General features: G+C 43.2%; 20 protein-coding genes, 2 tRNA genes and 1 pseudogene. 21 read left to right on the top strand and 2 right to left on the bottom strand.

Annotation, left to right across the window (positions count from 1 at the left end):
* Positions 1-165, bottom strand: a 165-nt coding sequence (locus Q8O20_RS09025; protein WP_305530483.1) for a P-II family nitrogen regulator, incomplete at its 3' end; no start/stop codon positions are given.
* Positions 166-294: 129 nt separating this feature from the next.
* On the opposite strand from Q8O20_RS09025, the gene gyrA reads away from it, so the two are divergent.
* The 11 genes and pseudogenes from gyrA to Q8O20_RS08970 all read left to right on the top strand — a co-directional run.
* Complete coding sequence (gene gyrA, locus Q8O20_RS09020) at positions 295-2,787, top strand: DNA gyrase subunit A (protein WP_304741931.1); 2,493 nt, start codon at positions 295-297, stop codon at positions 2,785-2,787.
* Between the two features lie 49 nt (positions 2,788-2,836).
* On the top strand, positions 2,837-3,295 hold the full coding sequence (locus Q8O20_RS09015; RefSeq protein WP_294895812.1) for an LPP20 family lipoprotein: 459 nt from the start codon (positions 2,837-2,839) through the stop codon (positions 3,293-3,295).
* Complete coding sequence (locus tag Q8O20_RS09010; protein ID WP_305530885.1) at positions 3,244-3,651, top strand: hypothetical protein; 408 nt, start codon at positions 3,244-3,246, stop codon at positions 3,649-3,651. The genes Q8O20_RS09015 and Q8O20_RS09010 overlap by 52 nt, the downstream gene beginning before the upstream one ends.
* Positions 3,652-3,665: 14 nt before the next feature.
* Positions 3,666-4,820 carry a sigma-54 dependent transcriptional regulator gene (locus Q8O20_RS09005; RefSeq protein WP_304741937.1) on the top strand — a complete coding sequence of 385 codons (1,155 nt, stop codon included), beginning with the start codon at positions 3,666-3,668 and terminating at the stop codon, positions 4,818-4,820.
* Between the two features lie 69 nt (positions 4,821-4,889).
* Complete coding sequence (locus tag Q8O20_RS09000; protein WP_304741939.1) at positions 4,890-5,918, top strand: aspartate-semialdehyde dehydrogenase; 1,029 nt, start codon at positions 4,890-4,892, stop codon at positions 5,916-5,918.
* 1 nt (position 5,919) lies between these two features.
* Positions 5,920-6,444 carry a YqhA family protein gene (locus Q8O20_RS08995; protein ID WP_304741942.1) on the top strand — a complete coding sequence of 175 codons (525 nt, stop codon included), beginning with the start codon at positions 5,920-5,922 and terminating at the stop codon, positions 6,442-6,444.
* Positions 6,437-7,477: a uroporphyrinogen decarboxylase gene (hemE, locus tag Q8O20_RS08990; RefSeq protein WP_305530883.1), complete on the top strand. Its 1,041-nt coding sequence runs from the start codon at positions 6,437-6,439 to the stop codon at positions 7,475-7,477. Before Q8O20_RS08995 ends, hemE begins: the two co-directional genes overlap by 8 nt.
* The gene (locus tag Q8O20_RS08985) at positions 7,477-8,415 is read left to right on the top strand and encodes a radical SAM protein (protein ID WP_305530882.1); all 939 of its coding nucleotides are present in this window, start codon (positions 7,477-7,479) and stop codon (positions 8,413-8,415) included. Before hemE ends, Q8O20_RS08985 begins: the two co-directional genes overlap by 1 nt.
* Before the next feature lie 57 nt (positions 8,416-8,472).
* A tRNA-Asn gene (locus tag Q8O20_RS08980) sits at positions 8,473-8,547 on the top strand.
* Between the two features lie 27 nt (positions 8,548-8,574).
* A tRNA-Asn gene (locus Q8O20_RS08975) sits at positions 8,575-8,649 on the top strand.
* Positions 8,650-8,789: 140 nt separating this feature from the next.
* A pseudogene (locus Q8O20_RS08970) lies at positions 8,790-10,394 on the top strand (methyl-accepting chemotaxis protein); the annotation flags it as partial.
* Positions 10,395-10,502: 108 nt separating this feature from the next.
* On the opposite strand, the gene Q8O20_RS08965 reads toward Q8O20_RS08970, so the two are convergent.
* Complete coding sequence (locus tag Q8O20_RS08965) at positions 10,503-10,907, bottom strand: hypothetical protein (protein WP_305530880.1); 405 nt, start codon at positions 10,905-10,907, stop codon at positions 10,503-10,505.
* 100 nt (positions 10,908-11,007) lie between these two features.
* Between Q8O20_RS08965 and rfbA the strand changes: the two genes are divergently transcribed.
* From rfbA to Q8O20_RS08915, 10 genes are all read left to right on the top strand, one after another.
* Complete coding sequence (gene rfbA / locus Q8O20_RS08960; protein WP_304741431.1) at positions 11,008-11,898, top strand: glucose-1-phosphate thymidylyltransferase RfbA; 891 nt, start codon at positions 11,008-11,010, stop codon at positions 11,896-11,898.
* Positions 11,895-12,467 (top strand): dTDP-4-dehydrorhamnose 3,5-epimerase, encoded by a 573-nt coding sequence (gene rfbC / locus Q8O20_RS08955; RefSeq protein WP_305530878.1) that lies wholly within the window; start codon positions 11,895-11,897, stop codon positions 12,465-12,467. Before rfbA ends, rfbC begins: the two co-directional genes overlap by 4 nt.
* Positions 12,460-13,329, top strand: a complete 870-nt coding sequence (gene rfbD / locus Q8O20_RS08950; protein WP_305530877.1) for a dTDP-4-dehydrorhamnose reductase — start codon at positions 12,460-12,462, stop codon at positions 13,327-13,329. The genes rfbC and rfbD overlap by 8 nt, the downstream gene beginning before the upstream one ends.
* Positions 13,326-14,345, top strand: coding sequence for a dTDP-glucose 4,6-dehydratase (rfbB, locus tag Q8O20_RS08945; protein WP_305530876.1), 1,020 nt, complete (start codon positions 13,326-13,328; stop codon positions 14,343-14,345). The genes rfbD and rfbB overlap by 4 nt, the downstream gene beginning before the upstream one ends.
* A gap of 10 nt (positions 14,346-14,355) precedes the next feature.
* Positions 14,356-15,201 carry a glycosyltransferase gene (locus Q8O20_RS08940; protein WP_305530875.1) on the top strand — a complete coding sequence of 282 codons (846 nt, stop codon included), beginning with the start codon at positions 14,356-14,358 and terminating at the stop codon, positions 15,199-15,201.
* Between the two features lie 106 nt (positions 15,202-15,307).
* On the top strand, positions 15,308-16,318 hold the full coding sequence (gene galE / locus Q8O20_RS08935; protein ID WP_305530873.1) for a UDP-glucose 4-epimerase GalE: 1,011 nt from the start codon (positions 15,308-15,310) through the stop codon (positions 16,316-16,318).
* Complete coding sequence (locus tag Q8O20_RS08930; protein WP_305530872.1) at positions 16,315-17,649, top strand: mannose-1-phosphate guanylyltransferase/mannose-6-phosphate isomerase; 1,335 nt, start codon at positions 16,315-16,317, stop codon at positions 17,647-17,649. Before galE ends, Q8O20_RS08930 begins: the two co-directional genes overlap by 4 nt.
* Positions 17,646-18,767: a GDP-mannose 4,6-dehydratase gene (gene gmd, locus Q8O20_RS08925; protein WP_305530871.1), complete on the top strand. Its 1,122-nt coding sequence runs from the start codon at positions 17,646-17,648 to the stop codon at positions 18,765-18,767. Before Q8O20_RS08930 ends, gmd begins: the two co-directional genes overlap by 4 nt.
* A 2-nt stretch (positions 18,768-18,769) precedes the next feature.
* Positions 18,770-19,738 carry a GDP-L-fucose synthase gene (locus Q8O20_RS08920; RefSeq protein ID WP_305530870.1) on the top strand — a complete coding sequence of 323 codons (969 nt, stop codon included), beginning with the start codon at positions 18,770-18,772 and terminating at the stop codon, positions 19,736-19,738.
* A partial coding sequence (locus Q8O20_RS08915) for an S-adenosylmethionine synthetase N-terminal domain-containing protein (RefSeq protein ID WP_299803122.1) occupies positions 19,739-19,951 on the top strand: 213 nt, incomplete at its 3' end. It lies immediately after the preceding gene.

Raw genomic sequence — 19,951 nt, 5'->3', positions numbered from 1 at the left:
AAAGTCTACGACATATTCTGCACCGCGATATAACTCGCTGTGCCCTTTTTGTCGTCCGTATCCTTTTACTTCACTTACCGTCATTCCCGTAATACCGATTTCGGCTAGGGCGTCTTTTACATCTTCTAGTTTAAATGGTTTGATAACCGCTTCGATTTTTTTCATTAATAAGCTCCAACGATATTTGAGGCAATTGTAACCTTATTTAATTAATTTATCAAATGAGAGAGATTTTTAGACTTTAAGGCACGGTTGGATATAATCAGTCATATTATCTTCACTTTTGGGGACCGCATGAACGATCTGCTAGACAACAGCGAAATAAATGACATTAATATAGAAGACACTCTTAAGAGCAGTTATCTCGATTACTCTATGAGCGTTATCATCGGACGAGCACTTCCGGATGTACGTGACGGTCTCAAACCGGTTCACCGTCGTATCCTTTATGCTATGGACAAACTGAGCCTCTCAGCGGGTGCCAAATATAAAAAATCAGCCCGTATCGTCGGGGATGTTATCGGTCAGTACCACCCTCACGGTGATACCTCGGTTTACGATGCATTGGTTCGTATGGCACAACCTTTTGCTATGCGCGCACCGCTTGTAGACGGACAAGGAAACTTCGGTTCAGTCGATGGAGACAGCGCAGCTGCCATGCGTTATACCGAAGCGAGAATGACCCGTTATGCGGGAGAACTCCTTAAAGATCTTGAAAAAGATACCGTTGATATGATCGAGAACTACGATGGCACTACTTTCGAGCCCGAAGTTCTTCCGACACGTGTCCCGAACCTTATTATTAACGGTTCAAGCGGTATTGCCGTCGGTATGGCGACCAATATCCCTCCTCATAATCCGAATGAAGTTCTCAATGCGCTTGTCTATCTTATGGACAATCCTAACGCCTCTCTCATTGATATTATGCAGTTTATCAAAGCTCCCGATTTTCCTACCGGTGGAACCATCTACGGTAAAAAAGGGATTTTAGACGCGTATGAGACCGGTCGCGGTCGTATCCGTATTCGCGCCAAAACCCATATCGAGAAAAAAGCGAACAAAGACGTTATCGTTATTGATGAGTTGCCGTATCAAGTCAATAAAGCCCGTTTGATCGAAAGCATTGCCGATTTGGTTAAAGACAAATTTATCGAAGGTATCTCTGAGATACGCGATGAGTCAGACCGTGAGGGTATCCGCGTCGTTATCGAGCTTAAACGCGATGCGATGAGCGAGATCGTCCTCAACAACCTTTACAAATCAACCAACATGGAAACGACTTTCGGAATCATTATGCTCTCGGTCTTTAATCAAGAGCCTCGTGTATTCACCCTTCTTGAGATGTTGGGTCACTTTATCAACCACCGTAAAACGGTTATTATCCGCCGTACTATTTTCGATCTTGAAAAAGCAAAAGCACGTGCCCATATCTTGGAAGGTTTGAAAAAAGCACTCGATCATATCGAAGCAATTATCAAACTTATCCGTGCAAGTAACGACGGCGAAGCGGCGAAAAACGGCCTAATCTCCGAGTTCGGTTTTTCTCCGATCCAAGCTCAAGCTATTTTGGATATGCGTCTCCAACGTCTTACCGGTTTAGAGCGTGACAAAATCGAGAATGAGCTCAAAGAGATTTTGGCACACATCGACTATCTTGAAAGCATTCTCCGTAGCGAAGAAGTTCTCAAAGATATCATCAAAGGGGAGTTCGTCGAACTCGTTGAACAGTTCAATATTCCTCGTGTAACCGATATCGAAGACAATTACGATGACATCAATATCGAAGATTTGATCCCGAACGAGCCGATGGTTGTCACCATCTCGCATCGCGGATATATCAAACGTGTACCGTTGGTAGCGTATGAGAAACAAATCCGAGGCGGAAAAGGGAAAATTGCCGTAACCACTTACGATGATGACTTTATCGAAAAATTCTATACTTGCAATACCCATGATACGTTGATGTTCGTAACAGACCGCGGACAGCTCCACTGGCTCAAAGTGTACAAAATCCCTGAGGGGTCACGTACGGCCAAAGGTAAAGCGGTCGTCAATCTCATCAACCTCGAAGCCGATGAGAAAATCCGCTCGATTATCCCGACAACCGATTTCAGTGAAACAAAATCACTTGTATTCTTTACCCAAAACGGTGTCGTCAAACGTACCGCATTGAATGAATTCTCAAATATCCGTAGCAACGGTGTCCGTGCGATTGTTCTGGATGACGATGACGCATTGATCACTGCACACATTGCGACCGAAGAGACAAAATATCTCTTTATCGTCACCAAATACGCGCAATGTATCAAATTCGAAATCGAAAAAACTCGTGATCAGGGACGTAGTACCCGTGGTGTCCGCGGTATCAAGTTCAAAATAGAGGGTGATGTCGTCGTCGATGCCAATATCATCAAGTCCGATGAAGAAGAGATCCTCATGGTCAGTGAAAAAGGGATCGGAAAACGTACTACGGCAGAAGAATATCGCCTCACTAACCGTGCAGGAACCGGTGTTATCGCGATGAAACTTAACGCGAAAACCGGAACTACCGTGGTAGGTTGTCTTATGGTCGATGAGACAATGGACATGATGGCACTTACCAAAGCGGGTAAAATGATCCGTGTCGATATGCAAACGATTGCTAAATCAGGTCGTAATACCAGCGGCGTCTACATTATCAAAGGGGATGATGTTGCGAGCATCTCCCGTTGTCCGAAAAAAGAGGATGATGAAGACGAAAATGAAGAGGGCGAAGGAAGCGAACCGACAACATTAGAGTTGGAATAGTATTTGCTCTATTTGGGTAATTATTCCAAACTTACCCGAAGGAACCCGAATGCGAATCTCTGCTCTTCTTGCACTGCTTCTCGCTGTTCCCGCACTTCATGCGGGATTTTTTAACAGTGATGACTCTTCCGAAACAAAAGTAAAATGTGTCTACAGCGGCACTGACGGTCATTGTGTTGAACCGATTTTAAAATCTCAAAATGAACTTATCATTACCGTTATCGGGCAAGGTGTCGCCCCTTCCGTTACCGCTTCACCTGCACAAGCATACGCACTCGCTAAACGTGCCGCTATGGTAGATGGGTATCGTCTTATCGCTGAGAGGGTTAAAGGGGTTCAAGTTGAAGGGCAAGACACCATCAAAAATATGATGATGCAGCAATCAACTACCCGTACATCCGTTGAAGCGCTCGTACGCGGTGCTAATGTCATGAATACTACATTTAAAGAGGGTCTGTGCGAAGTCGAAATGGAAATTTCCCTTTCCTATTCACGAGTTTTACGCTAATCACGACTCTTTGCGTTGGAGCCGATAACTACTATATAGGGTATCGGTTTACCGCCAAGAATACCCAAGCCATCAATGAAACCTTATCGATTTCCAAAGCTATGCAACCGTGTACCTTTCATATAAATTCTCCATTAATTATTTTCAAACGCAATCTTGATGAAACACTGGAAAGCGTACTCAAACGCGAGCAGACACAATTTTTAGAGTTTGCCGCAACCGGTGAGCTCCGTGTAAAAAGCAATGATACGTTTAGCGCTTCCCAATCACAAACCCTTAATTCCCTTACCATCCCGACACGGTGTTATGCAGTCGAGTTTAATGATGAGTCTGTTACAATAACCGCAACTAAATAACGGGTGGTTTTTTTATGAAAATTGCGATTGTTGAAGATGATATCAATATGCGTAAATCGCTAGAGATCGCGATGAGCGACTATGATAAATATGAGATTCATACCTTCAAAAATGCCCGTGACGCCCTCAAAAAACTCGATGATACCTTTGAACTCGTCATCAGTGATATTAATATGCCGGGGATGGACGGTATCGAGTTTGTCAAAGCACTGGGTGGAAAGTTCGAAGTGATTATTATCACCGGAAATGCCACCCTCGCCCGTGCCATCGAATCGATTCAGCTCGGGGTGAAAGATTTCCTCCTCAAACCGTTCGAAATTGAGACCTTGGTGACCGCTATCGAGAGAACGGCAACAGTTGCTAAAAAATCTCAAAAAACGCTCTCTCAAGAACCTGCACGAGGTGAAAACTTTTTAGGTTCTTCCCCTGCCCTCGATCAACTCCTTAATCGTATTGCCAAAGCCGCCGTTACGGATGCTAGCATGATGCTTTTAGGGGAAAGCGGCGTCGGTAAAGAGCTATTCGCCCGCCATATCCATGAGAGTTCCTCGCGCTCATCCAAACCCTTTATCGCTATCAATATGGCAGCTATCCCTGACAACCTTATAGAGAGCGAACTGTTCGGTTTCGAAAAAGGGGCGTTCACCGATGCGACCGAAGCCAAAACGGGACAATTTGAACTCGCAGAGGGGGGAACGCTCTTTTTGGATGAAATAGCCGAAATGCCCTATAGCCTCCAAGCCAAACTCCTACGGGTACTTCAAGAGCGAGAAATCCGCCGCTTGGGAGGCTCAAAAAACACCAAAATAGACGTGCGGATCATTTGTGCCACCAATGCCGATTTGCATACTAAAATCACCGAAGGCAAATTTCGAGAAGATCTCTATTATCGCCTCAACACCATCCCCCTCAATATCCCGCCGCTGCGTGAACGCAGAGAAGAGATCCTCTCGATAGCCGAAGCGGCATTGGAGCGTTATTGCACGCAGTACAGCTATGAGACCAAAGCCTTTACCACATCTGCACGTAACGCATTAATGAACTACAACTGGCCGGGAAATATTCGTGAACTCATCTCCGTCGTCGAGCGTTCGGCGATTTTAAGTGACGGAGAGGTTATAGACACCGAAGACCTCTTTTTGGAAGCGCGTGGATTAGGTCGAATATAAGTCCGTATTCGATATAATCGCGAAAAAATATTCACGGGTGATCCCATTCATCCCCAAGGAAAGACTCCTATGAAACTTTATAACGTTGCGATTGTCGGTGCCAGCGGTGCCGTCGGAGAAGAAATTTTACGCATTTTCGAAGAGATCGATTTTCCATTAGCCAAACTTGTCCCGATGGCAAGTGCACGAAGTGCAGGAAATGGGATTACTTTCAATGGTAAAGAACTCATAATCAAAGAGTTGACCCCAACCGTATTTGCCGAAGAAGAGATCGAAATCGCCCTCTTTAGTGCCGGTGGAAGCGTATCAGCAGAATTTGCCCCTTACGCCGCAGAAGCGGGAGCTGTTGTCATCGATAACACCAGCCATTTTCGTATGTATGAAGACGTCCCTCTCGTCGTTCCTGAAGTGAATCCTGAAGACATCGCTCAATGGCGTAACCGCGGTATCATTGCCAACCCTAACTGCTCTACCATCCAAATGGTTCAAGCCCTTAAACCGCTCGACGATGCCTATGATTTACAGCGTATCGATGTCAGTACCTACCAAGCGACTTCGGGTGCGGGTAAAACGGGAATGGAAGAGCTTGTGGAGCAGATGCAAGCCTTTTTCGCGTTCAAACTCGATGATATGGAACCGAAAAAATTCGCTCACCGTATCGCACTGAACGCTATTCCTCAAATCGATTCCTTCACGGATAACGGCTACACCAAAGAAGAGCTCAAAATGGTGAACGAGACCCAAAAAATTATGCACAAAGATATCGAAGTGAGTGCAACCTGTGTCCGTATCCCGACACTTCGCGGTCATGCGGAAACCCTTACCCTCACGTTTGACGGTGCGGTGGATGCTAATGAGGCGCGCGAACTTTTGAGCAAAGCGCCGAATATCATCGTTTTGGATACTCCAAGCGAGAGCATCTATCCGATGCCGTCACTTTGTATGGATCAAAATGAGACATTTGTAGGACGTATCCGCAATGATATTTTCCGTGACAATGTTCTTCATATGTGGGTTGTTGCCGATAATCTTCGTGTAGGAGCTGCGACTAATGCCGTACGAATCGCCCAAAAATGGGTAGAGATGCAAGGAGAATAATATGAGTTTCATTGAAACATTGTTTGAAAAAGGACTTTGGAGTTCACGTTTCATCATCATCCTAGCCGTAGTGTTTGGGTTATTGGGGGCAATTGTGCTATTTGCTATTGCCAGTTTTGATATTTATTACACAACGTCCTATGTCATTAATACCTATGTTACCCATGCACACCCAGAGGGGTTCCATGAAAAAGTGGTCGGCGGTATCATCGGTGCGGTTGACTTGTACCTTATCGGTGTCGTTATGATCATCTTCTCATTCGGTTTGTATGAGCTCTTTATCTCCGATATCGATCCGGCAAAAGATGAGCACGGCAAAGAGAACCAACTGCTTGCCGTCCATTCACTCGATCAACTCAAAGATAAAATTTCAAAAGTCATTGTGATGGTTTTGGTCGTCGGCTTTTTCCAAAAAGTGGGACATACCGCATTTAGCGGAGCATTAGAATTACTCTATCTTGCTCTCTCCATCACAGCCGTTGCCGTCGGTCTTTATTTTCTTAGCAAAGTAGGTCACCATGAGTAAAATTTTCGTTGATGCGTGTTTCGGCAAAGAGACCCCTTACACCCCAGTGTGGATGATGCGCCAAGCGGGACGCTATCTCCCTGAGTACATGGAAGTGCGTAAACGTGCCGGAAATTTCCTCAACCTTTGCCATGCTCCCGATATGGCGGCGGAAGTAACGATCCAGCCTGTAGATTTGGTAGGTGTTGATGCGGCCATTTTGTTCAGCGATATCTTGGTCGTTCCGAATGAGATGGGGATGAAACTCGACTTCATCAAAGGGGAAGGTCCCGTTTTCGAAAAACCGATCTCAAGCGAAGAGGATTTAGACGCTCTTGTCGGCGGTGAGGAAGCGGCATCAAAACTCACCTATGTGTATGAAACGATCAAGATCTTACGTGCACAGCTCGATGCACGCGGTGACAACAAAGCCCTTATCGGCTTCACCGGTGCACCGTGGACCCTCGCAACCTATATGATCGAGGGGCAAGGGACCAAAACCTACAACATCTGTAAAAAGATGATGTATTCAAATCCTGAGCTTCTCCATAAAATCCTCCGTAAAGTGACCGATGTCGTCAAACTTTATATGGAAAAACAGATCCAATCGGGGATCGACGTCGTCCAAATCTTCGACAGTTGGGCAGCGGCAATCGAGCCGAGCCGATACGATGAGTTCTCATGGAGCTACATGGTGGAAATCGCCGAGTATCTCAAAGAGAAATACCCACACGTCCCTGTTATCATGTTCCCGAAAGGGATCCCAGCCTTTTTGGATAAAGTCTACGGAAATTTCGATGTTTTCGGTGTCGACTGGAGTACCCCTATGGCCTTGGCGAAAGAGAAATTGGGGGATCATTACGTCCTTCAAGGGAACATGGAACCGTGCCGTTTGTACTCAAAAGAGCAAACTACGGCGTGTGTCGAAGCAATCCAAGAGATCATGGGCGGACAACGTCATATTTTCAATCTCGGACATGGAATCCTTCCCGATGTTCCGGTTGAAAATGCCCAACACTTCGTTCGCGAATGCCAAAGAGTAAGTAAAAAATAATGTCTTCCATCTTCGGTCCCGTTCACTCGCGGCGTTTCGGTACATCGCTCGGGATCGATCTTTCCAGTTCCGGAAAACAATGCAATTTTGACTGTCTCTACTGTGAGCTCGCCCCTGCGCCCGCAATAGCACACCAACACACCGTTACTCCCAAAGAGAGCATACTCACCGATTTACAAAATTCCCTCTCAAAACACCCCTCTATTGATGTTATAACTATCACCGCAAACGGTGAACCGACGATGTATCCTCAGTTAAGTGCCCTTGTAGATGATATTGATACAATCAAAGGTGATATTCAAACGCTTATCCTCTCCAACAGTGCTTGCTTGGGGGAGCCTGAGGTGTTCACTACCCTGTTGAAATTTGACCAAGTCAAACTTTCACTCGATGCGGCCACCCCAGAAACCTTTAAAAAAATAGATCGTCCGGCCGAGGGAATTACTATCGGCAGTATCATCGACAATATCACCCGATTTTCACATGAATTTGAGGGAAAATTGTTTTTAGAGATATTGTTTGTCAAAGGGGTTAATGATTCACTAAGCGAGGTAGAAGCGCTTGAGCGTGCCCTGCTCCCAATCTCTTGTGATCGTATCGATATCGGTACCATTGACCGACCTCCTGCTTATCCCGTACAGGGGTTGAGCTTTGAGGAGCTCTATCTCCTCTCTTGCCGTTTTGATCCTGAGCTGCCGATCCATATCGTATCCCGTACTCATGCCGCCGCAACCCCAAGCAGTTACAGCGATGAGGAGATTCTTACTACCCTTGATAAACGCCCGCTAACGATGGATGATATCGATGCCCTTTTCGACAGTGAGTCAAAACAACGATTTGCAAATCTCCTAAATCAAGGCAAGATTGCTCAAATTGAACGTTCAAACGTAAACTTTTTCTCCCCTGCCGAAAATATTCACAGGAAACGCTCTAAATAACCCCGTTTTTATTGACAATCAACGTAACATAGCGTATAATTGCGCCCTCATAAACATTCCGGATTAGCTCAGCGGTAGAGTAGGTGACTGTTAATCACTTGGTCGCTGGTTCGAATCCAGCATTCGGAGCCACTTATGATACTTTTTCAATTTTTACGTTCCGGATTAGCTCAGCGGTAGAGTAGGTGACTGTTAATCACTTGGTCGCTGGTTCGAATCCAGCATTCGGAGCCACCCCCATTACCTTCTATAACTAATATTCAAAATATATTTAACTCTCACCTTTTCAGATATTAGATGTATATTATTTAATCACGCCATTACACTCATTATAAAGTATAATTTACTCACGTTAATCGCAAAAGGTGTTTTTGATGAGTGATATGACAATTAAGTCCAAGTTGATTTTTGGTTTTGGTGCATTAGTTGCCGTATTTTTACTCTTTTCTGCCTATCAAGGGCTAAAGATCGATACGCTTGGGAACTTACAACACGACAGTGCTTCAAGAGGCAGTGATGCCGTCAAAGTAACTGAAATGGTTTCGGATTTAGGCGATTTATATGCTATATCTGCGGATATGATCATCAACGGCTATACCCAAGAGGCAAAAAAAGATTTTGATGCCTTAAAAACGGAAATACTTGACGATATTAAAGTTTTAGAAAAAATAGTTGATTCCGAAGAAGAAAAAGCATTATTGAACCAATACAAGGGACAAGTTGAGAGCTACACCCGTATTATTGAAAATGATCTCATTCAGCAATTACACTCCAACGATTCAAACATAAATCCTGAAATACGAAATATTGACGGGAAAATAGATGTTCAAAGAAACTCTGCGATAGAAACGTTATCCAAAATGAGAGATTCTATCGAATCCGAAATGAATGAAAGTGATAAAGAGTTCGGTTCAACGCAAAGTTCTGTCTTTATAACAACCATAACGGTCGGAATCATCCTGACACTCTTTGCAATTTTCATTGCAACGGGACTTCTAAATACAGTAATGCAGGGAATATCCAAACTGAATGACGGTCTGTTAAGCTTCTTCACCTATCTCAATAGAGAGAGTCAAAAAGCAGATTTGATTGCAATCGATACCAAAGATGAATTTGGAAAAATGGCAGGTATGATCAATCAAAATATCCTGAAAACACAAAATTTGATACAAGAAGATCAGGCCGTTATCGATGATGTCAAAAGAGTCGTTAATGAAGTTAAAAATGGAAAATTAAACCAACGGATTACCCAAGAAACTCAAAATGAGAGCTTACGAGAGCTCAAAAATAATTTTAATGAAATGTTGGAAACCACTAGTAAAAATGTGTGTGAAGATATCAATAAAATCACACGGGTGCTCAATAATTTTGCGAAATTAGACTTCACCGATAGAATTGAAAATGATTCAGGAACGGTTGCGCAAGGTGTAAACAATATTGCTAATGTTATTAATATAATGCTCGTAGAAAATAAAACTAACGGGCTTACGCTGGATAAAAGTTCAAGTATTTTACTCACCAATGTTGATAAACTTAATCAAAGTTCTATCGAATCTGCAGCCGCGCTTGAGCAGACATCGGCTTCCATGGAGCTTATGAGTACAACGATAAATGCAACTGCCGAAAAAACAAAAGAGGTGGTACAGCAATCATCAGAGATAAAATCGGTTATCAGCATCATAAGCGATATAGCGGATCAAACCAATCTACTAGCACTTAATGCAGCCATAGAAGCGGCACGTGCAGGTGAACATGGACGCGGATTTGCGGTGGTAGCGGATGAAGTACGAAAACTAGCGGAGAGAACACAAAAAAGTCTCGGTGATATTAATGCGAATGTGAATATTTTAGCGCAGTCAATTGCCGATATCGGAGATGCTATTTCAGAGCAAAGCCATAGTGTTTCTGAAATCAATAAAGCTATATTTTTAGTGAGCGGTGCAGTGAAAGGTAATACGGAAATTGCGGATCAAACACATAAAATATCAATCGATATCGACAAAATAGCCAAATTAGTTGTGAGTGATGCAGACAGTAAACAATTTATCGGTAAAGAGGAATGTAGTAGCAAATTATAAAAGGGAGACCTACCCTTTTATTTTATTGGTCTCCGCATCATAATGGTCACATCGGTAATTTCTAAACCCCTCAACCATACGGACGATATTTTTAATCGGTGTCGGATTAAATAAACGTCGAAGAAAATGATTATTGACACAATCTTCACAACGCTTTATGACGCAATGGATCGCATCGCTGACAACCAATATCGGCTGAGAGGGAGATATTTGTAAAATATACTCAACACACTCCTGACCGTTTTCAATTCCATGATCAACCACGACAACATCATAATCATCTTTTTGATATGCGATAAAAACTTCACCCAATGTGGATGCGATGTCAACAGTACACTTTTTAATGGAATCTTCTAAGAGCATTTTTCGGGTTTGAAGCTGAAATCCGGTTTGATCGATAATTAGTATTTTCATATCGATATTATTACGAAAGTCCCCTCAAAGTTGATTAAATCGGCCTATAATCTTTTTTGACTATAATTACACTATAAATGGTTCAGAACAGAGGAGTAGCATGAAAGGGATTATCTTAGCGGGCGGAAGCGGAACACGTCTTTACCCGATTACGAAAGGGGTCAGCAAACAACTTGTCCCTATCTATGATAAACCGATGATCTACTATCCGCTCTCCGTACTTATGCTGGCAGGTATTACCGAAGTTCTTATCATCTCTACCCCTAATGATCTTCCCCGTTTTGAAGAACTTTTAGGAGACGGAAGCGATATCGGAATGCACTTTGAATACTGCATTCAGCCCTCACCTGACGGGCTAGCCCAAGCCTTTATCCTCGGTGCTGATTTTATCGGTGACGATGATGTATGTCTGGTTCTCGGCGATAATATTTTTCATGGCCACGGTCTCACTGAAATGCTAGCTCAATCGGTCAGAAACGTCACGGAAGATAAAAAAGCAACGGTATTCGGGTACTGGGTCAAAGACCCTGAACGTTACGGTGTTGCTGAGTTTGATTCAAACGGTAATGTCCTCTCCATCGAAGAAAAACCTTCCAAACCTAAAAGCTCCTATGCCGTTGTCGGTCTGTACTTTTATCCGAACAGTGTCGTCGAAATCGCCAAAAATGTTCACCCTAGTGATCGGGGGGAATTAGAAATAACGACCGTCAATCAAACGTATTTGGCACAAAATGCCCTAAAGGTAGAGCTAATGGGACGCGGTTACGCATGGCTCGATACCGGAACCCATGAGTCGTTGCTCGAAGCCAGTATGTTTATCCAAACTATCGAAAACCGCCAAGGGCTAAAAGTCGCCTGTATCGAAGAGATCGCTTATGAAATGGGTTATATTACAAAAGAAAAACTATTGGAACTAGCACTTCCTTTGAGTAAAAACCAGTACGGTCAATATCTGATCCGCAGGGCCAACGAAGGAAAAACCCTCGTATGACGTTTACACGTACTAAAATACCTGATGTCGTAATTATTGATCCGAAAGTCCACGGGGATACACGCGGCTATTTTGTCGAAACGTTTCGCGCCGATAAGCTAGAAGCCTTTTTGGGATTTAACGTCCCTTTTTGCCAAGATAACGAATCTTCCAGCAGTTATGGGGTATTACGCGGTTTGCATTATCAGCTCCCGCCTCATGCACAAAGCAAACTGGTTCGCGTCATAGCGGGAGAAGTACTGGATGTCGCTGTCGATATTCGGAAAGGTTCACAGACCTTCGGTCAACATGTCGCCGTACATCTTAGCGGCGAAAACAAGCGCCAACTCTTTATCCCTCGCGGGTTTGCCCACGGATTTGTCGTCCTCTCTGAAACTTGCACATTTGCCTATAAAGTAGACAACTACTACAGCATCGAATGCGATCGCGGAATTGCTTTTAATGATCCGGCTTTGAAAATTGACTGGATTCTCCCCAATGAAAAGCTTCAGCTCTCCGCCAAAGATACTGTACAACCCCTCTTTAACGATGGCGATCATTTCGATTTTAGCGAGAGATTATATGTCTAACATTCTCATAACGGGGGCTAATGGACAGTTAGGCTCAGAGATTAGAGCATTAAGTGTTCTGTATCCTCAACACGAATTTACCTTTACCGATAGAAGGACACTTGATCTTAGCAATTTGTGCAAAATGGAAAATTTTTTTGACGATAAAACTTTTGATGGGATCATTAACTGTGCCGCCTACACTGCTGTGGACAAAGCCGAAAGTGAAAAAGAGCTTGCCGATACGATTAACCATCGCTTCGTCTCACTGCTTGCCAAAATCGCTAAGCGGAATCATAGTACCCTTATCCATATCTCGAGTGATTATGTCTTTAACGGACAAAATCATCGTCCTTATATCGAATCTGACCCTACCGACCCGCAAGGGGCCTATGGACGAACCAAATGTGACGGCGAAAATGCGATCCTCTCTGTAGCACCTTCGAATGCCGTCATTATTCGAACATCTTGGGTTTATTCCTCTTTCGGCAACAATTTTCTCAAAACTATGCTCCGGTTAGGGAAAGAACGGGATGATCTCGGTGTCATTTTCGATCAAGTAGGAACTCCAACTTATGCACGGGATTTGGCACAGACTATTTTAGAAATTCTCCCCCGTATCAAGAATGGATCACCCCAAATCTATCACTACTCTAATGAGGGCGTTGCCAGCTGGTACGATTTTGCTCAGACGATATTTGAACTCTCCACTATAGAGTGTCAGGTAAATCCGATCACAACCGATCAGTATCCGACCCCCGCCAAACGTCCCCATTACAGCTTGCTCAACAAAGCAAAAATCAAAACCGACTTCGAGATTACCATCCCGTATTGGAGAGATTCCCTTAAAGAGTGTTTGATTACATTAGGAGAAAAACAATGAAAACTATTCTCGTCACCGGATGTGCCGGATTTATCGGGAGTAACTTTGTCCCTTATTTTTTAAACAAATACCCTGATAATCGTTTGATCAATCTCGATCTCCTTACCTATGCAGGGGATATGAACAATCTCTCCGATGCAGTGCAAAATGATCGTCATATTTTTGTACAAGGGGATATTTGTGACCGTTCCCTCGTTGAATCACTTTTTAAAGAATACGATATTCACGGTGTTATCCATTTTGCCGCAGAGAGCCATGTCGATAACAGTATAAAAAATCCGGGGGTATTTGTCCAGACCAACGTCAACGGCACTTTTACCCTCATCGACGTAGCCTATAAACATTGGATGGAGAAACCGTTTGTTTATCAATCAGGATACGAGGAGTGCCGTTTTCACCATATCAGTACCGATGAAGTGTACGGAACCCTCGGAGAGAGCGGTCTGTTTACCGAAGAGACCTCCTACGCCCCTAACAGCCCCTACAGCGCTTCAAAAGCGGGAAGCGATATGATTGTTCGTAGCTATCACCACACCTACGGGATGAATACGGTTATCACCAACTGCTCCAACAACTACGGTCCGAAACAGCATGATGAAAAACTGATCCCGACCATCATCCGAAAAGCCCTCTCAGGTGAAAATATTCCCATCTATGGAGACGGCAAAAATATCCGTGACTGGCTCTATGTCCTCGATCACTGCAAAGGAATCGATCTCGTCTATCATACCGGACGAAGCGGCGAAGTGTATAACATCGGCGGACGCAACGAACGAAACAATAATCAAATTGCCGAACGTATCTGTAGCTTGATCGATGAGATGAAGCCCCATCCCGACGGCAAAAGCTACCGCGACCAGATCACGTACGTCGAAGATCGAGCAGGACATGATCGCCGCTATGCTATCGACGCAACAAAAATCGAAACGGAACTCGGGTGGAGTGCCGAAGAGACTTTTGATACGGGAATCGTGAAAACGATAGAGTGGTATTTGAAAAAATACACCGACCGATAGGGTCAATGATATGAAATATCCCACTTCAACACTCATTATCTCTGTCTACAAAGATACAGAAGCCTTGAATCTGATTCTTGAATGTGTCGATCAGCAAACGGTTAAACCCACTGAAGTCATTATTTCAGAAGATGGCGACAATCCAGACATGGCATCTTTTATCCTTCACGCGAAAGTTAAATTTCCAAATTTAAACGTAATTCATCTCACTCAAGAAGATATAGGCTGGAGGAAAAATAGAGCATTAAATCGTGCTGTAGTTGCGGCAAAGAATGAGTATCTTATTTTTATTGATGGTGATTGTTTACCCTATAATACATTTATTGAAAATCACCTATTGTTATCTCAAAAAAATACCATTTTAGCCGGAAGACGAATAGAGTTTAATGAATCATTATCAGATGAAATCAGACGAAAAACTATTCATTTTCATGATTTAATAAATCATTATTTCAGAAATTTGCCAACTCTACTAAAATTTAAAACCCGACATCTTGAAGAGATGTTTTATATAAATGCAAAAAATCCATTATCAAAATTACTTCGCAGAAAGGTAAAGTTTCTTTTAGGCTGTAATTGGTCGTGTTTTAAAAATGACTTATTAAAAATCAATGGTTTTGATGAAAATTTTACAGGTCCGACATACGGTGAAGATACAGATGTAGCAATGCGTTTTAAAGGGATCGGTGTAGCACTCAGATCTTGTAGATACAGCGCAAATTTGGTTCATTTGTATCATAAAAAGAATTTCAACCAAGAGCAAGCACATATCAATTATATCATTCATCATAAAAGTGTAGACGATAAGCAATATATTTGTTTAAACGGGATAAAGAAAATAACTCTTAAGGGCTAACAGAGGTTCTCTCATAGCTATTGAAGAAGGTTCCAATACACCATTTGATATAATTAAGATTATAGAATGGAACTTAACTAAATATCATCAATTAAAGGTTTAACATATGCATATTTTAGTGACGGGTGGAGCCGGTTATATCGGTAGTCACGTTGTTAAACAACTCCTTGAAAAAACCAGCCATGACGTAACTATTATCGACAATCTCTCTACCGGACATCAGACAACACTTGACACGTTAGAGCAAATAGCTCTCACGTCCAAAAATGGGGATCTTCGCTTTTACCGTACCGATTTATCAAATTTTGCCGAAATTGAAAAAATATTTTTGACCAACCGATTTGATGCGGTAATGCACTTTGCCGCTTCCATTGTCGTCCCTGAATCAGTCATAAATCCTCTTAAATACTATATGAATAACACCGTAAACACTACCAATCTTATAAGAGTCTGCAATGAATACGGGGTACAAAAATTCATATTTTCCTCCACTGCCGCCGTTTATGGAGAACCTTCCGAAGTTCCGGTACGAGAGACAACACAAACCCATCCGATTAACCCTTACGGAATGAGCAAGCTCATGAGTGAGCATATATTACAAGATACCGCGGCAGCCAAATCTGATTTTAGTTTTGTTATTTTACGCTACTTCAATGTCGCCGGAGCCGATATAAATAATCGAATCGGCCAAAGCTTTCCCAATGCTACCCATTTGATTAAAGTCGCTGCACAAACGGCTTTGGCACAACGAGAAAAAATCTCCGTATTCGGAACCGATTACGATACGCCTGATGGTACATGTATTCGCGATTATATCCATGTTGATGATCTCGCTTCCGCTCATCTCAGGGCTCTTGAATACCTATCTGAGGGAAATAAAAGCGATATTTTTAATTGCGGCTACGGTCACGGGTTTAGCGTTTATGAGGTTATTGAAACGATGAAAAAAATCAGTGATATCGATTTCACGGTAGAGACTTCTCCACGCCGATCAGGTGACCCTGCCCTTCTAATTTCAGATAACACAAAAATCAAAAATACTCTTGGCTGGGAAGCTTACTATGATGATTTGGCTCTGATTTGTAAAACAGCCCTCGATTGGGAGAAAAACGTATGACCAATATTATTTTATGCGGGGGATCAGGAACGAGGTTATGGCCTATCAGCCGTACTCTAATGCCCAAACAGTTCGTTAAACTTTTTGAGAACAAATCGCTCTTTCAACTCACTGTTGAGCGCAATAGTGCCGTATGTGATCAACAGCTCATCGTCTCTAATTCTGAACAATATTTTCTCGCTTTTAATCAACTTGAGGAGATTAATCAGGCGAATAATAGGTATATCCTTGAACCCGTAGGACGCAATACCGCCCCCGCCATTGCATTGGCGTGTATGTCCCTCGATCCTGACGAAATCGTCCTTGTAACCCCATCCGATCATCTTATCAAAGATCAGCACGCTTATGTACATGTGATCACCCAAGCAGCCAAGTTGGCATCAGACGATTATTTAGTGACATTCGGTATTACCCCGACATTCCCTGAAACTGGATTTGGATACATCGAAGCCTCTGGTGAGGATGTTAAAGCTTTCCATGAAAAACCGGATCTCAAAACAGCAGAACTTTACGTAAATTCCGGAAATTATTATTGGAATAGCGGGATGTTCTGTTTCAGGGCAGGTCTCTTTTTGGATGAGTTACAAAAATGGAGTCCTGCTATTTTTGATGCATCCGCTCAAGCGTACACCAATGCAGCGCATGGAGAAATGATCAAAATTTCTTACGAAGATATGAACGCCATTCCGGATAAGAGTATCGATTACGCCGTTATGGAAAAAAGCACTCGCGTCAAAGTGATCCCCTCATCGATCGGGTGGAGCGACGTGGGGAGTTTTGATGCCCTTAGCGATGTAATGCCGAATGATGCGAATAACAATTTTATCCTCTCGAACAAACCGGTCAATCTTATCGATGTCAAAGACCTCATTATTATCGATACCGAAGATGCCCTTTTAATCAGTCATAAAGGCTCATCCCAAAAAGTCAAAGAGGTTGTTCAACACTACAAACAAACCAATCCTGAACTCACCCATATCCACCGAACGGCGCATCGTCCGTGGGGAACATATACCGTTCTTGAAGATACCCCGGGATATAAGATTAAACGTATTATGGTAAAATCGGGAAAACGACTCAGTCTCCAAAAACATTTTCACCGTAACGAACATTGGATTGTCCTCAGCGGTACTGCTACCGTTACCGTAGGGGAAAAAACTTTTTCCGTCCACCCCAATGAATCCACCTATATCAAAGCCGGAGAAGTCCATCGCTTAGCAAATTTGGGTAAAATACCCCTAACCATTATCGAAACGCAAGTAGGTGAATACACCGGTGAAGATGATATTGTAAGAATTGAAGATGATTTTAAAAGAGAAGAAAACCAATGAATAATCCAAAAATAGCTCTTATTACAGGTATCACAGGACAAGACGGCAGCTATTTGGCCGAATTTTTGCTCAAAAAAGGGTACATCGTTCACGGTATCAAACGCCGAACATCTCTTTTTAATACCGACCGTATCGATCATCTTTACCAAGACCCTCATGTCGATAACCGAAATTTATTTTTGCATTACGGTGATATGACAGACAGTATGAATCTTACCCGTATCATCCAAGAAGTGCAGCCCGATGAGATCTATAATCTCGCCGCTATGAGTCATGTTCACGTCAGCTTTGAGACACCTGAATACGTTGCTAATGCTGATGGAACAGGAACTCTCCGCATCCTCGAAGCGGTTAAACTGTTAGGACTCAGCCAAAAAACAAAAATCTATCAGGCATCTACGTCAGAGCTTTACGGTAAAGTGCAAGAGACTCCCCAATCTGAGACCACCCCTTTCTATCCCCGTTCACCGTATGCCGTAGCTAAAATGTACGCCTACTGGATCACTGTCAACTACCGTGAAGCGTACGGGATGTTCGCCTGTAACGGAATCCTGTTTAATCACGAGTCTCCCGTGCGCGGAGAGACATTCGTCACCCGTAAAATCACCCGTGCCGCATCCAAAATCGCATTAGGGCTTCAGGATAAGCTTTATCTGGGGAACCTCGATGCCAAACGTGACTGGGGACATGCCAAAGATTACGTTCGGATGATGTGGATGATCCTTCAGGCCGAAGAGGCTGAAGACTGGGTAATCGCGACAGGTACGACAACGACCGTCCGTGATTTTGTCCGAATGTCATTTGAATATGCAGGAATCACTTTAGAGTTTCGCGGAGAGGGAGTGGATGAAAAAGGATATATCGTGTCATGCACCCATCCTGATTACCAAGTCGAAATCGGTAAAGAGGTCGTAGCGGTAGACCCTCGCTATTTCCGACCGACCGAAGTCGATCTTCTCTTAGGTGACCCGACTAAAGCAGAACAAAAACTAGGATGGAAACGGGAGTACCAACTCCAAGAACTTGTCGATGATATGATGAAATCCGATCTCAAACTAATGACCAAAGACGTTTACCTCCAAGAGGGCGGCTATAAAACAATGAGCTATTACGAGTGATCATGGAACTAACGAGTAAAATTTACGTAGCCGGTCACCGTGGACTGGTTGGAAGCGCTATTATTAAAAATCTTGAATCCCGAGGGTATACCAACATTATCACTCGTACCCACAGTGAGCTTGACTTGACCAGCCAAAATGGGGTTTCAAGATTTTTTGAGAGTGAAAAACCGGAATACGTCTTTCTTGCGGCAGCAAAAGTGGGCGGTATTGTCGCCAACAACACCTATCGCGGCGATTTTATCTATGATAACCTGATGATACAAAACAATGTTATCCATCAGAGCTACGTTCATAATGTCAAAAAACTGATGTTTTTGGGAAGTACCTGTATTTATCCTAAAAATGCTCCCCAACCGATGAGGGAAGAGTATCTCCTTACTGACACTTTGGAATATACCAATGAGCCCTATGCTATTGCAAAAATCGCCGGCATTAAAATGTGCGAGAGCTACAACCTCCAATACGGCACTAACTTTATCAGTGTTATGCCGACGAATCTGTATGGTCCAAACGATAACTTTGATCTCGAAACGTCTCATGTATTACCCGCCCTTTTACGTAAAATACATGAGGCCAAACTAAGCGATGCCCCACGTGTCGAAATTTGGGGAAGCGGCAAACCGATGAGAGAGTTTCTCTGGTCAGAGGATATGGCAGACGCATGTGTATTCCTGATGGAAAAACGTGATTTCAAAGATACGTTTAGTACAAGCAGTGAAATTCGCAACACCCATATCAACATCGGTAGCGGTGTCGAAATCAGTATTCATGACCTAGCGTATCTTATTCGTGAGATTGTCGGTTATAACGGCGAGCTTTATTTCAATGCAACTAAACCCGATGGAACAATGCGTAAACTCACCGATGTGAACAAACTCCATTCACTTGGTTGGAAACATACGGTAGAATTACGCGACGGAATCACACAAATGTACCATTGGTATAAAACTCAACAAGGAACTTTTTAAATGTATCTATTCACCTCCGAAGTCGTCTCCCCCGGGCATCCCGATAAATGTGCCGATATCATTGCCGACAGTATCGTCGATCGTCTTATCATCGGTGATCCGAAAAGCCGTGTTGCAAGCGAAGTGTTTGTTGCAGGGAAACATGTCGTTATCGGAGGGGAAGTTACCTCTAATGTTCAGCTGAGTACCAAAGAGTATAAACATATCGCACTT

Origin of the sequence: Sulfuricurvum sp., from assembly GCF_030691015.1 — a bacterium.
Taxonomy (GTDB): Bacteria; Campylobacterota; Campylobacteria; order Campylobacterales; family Sulfurimonadaceae; genus Sulfuricurvum.
This window is presented reverse-complemented; position numbering and strand designations above follow the sequence as displayed.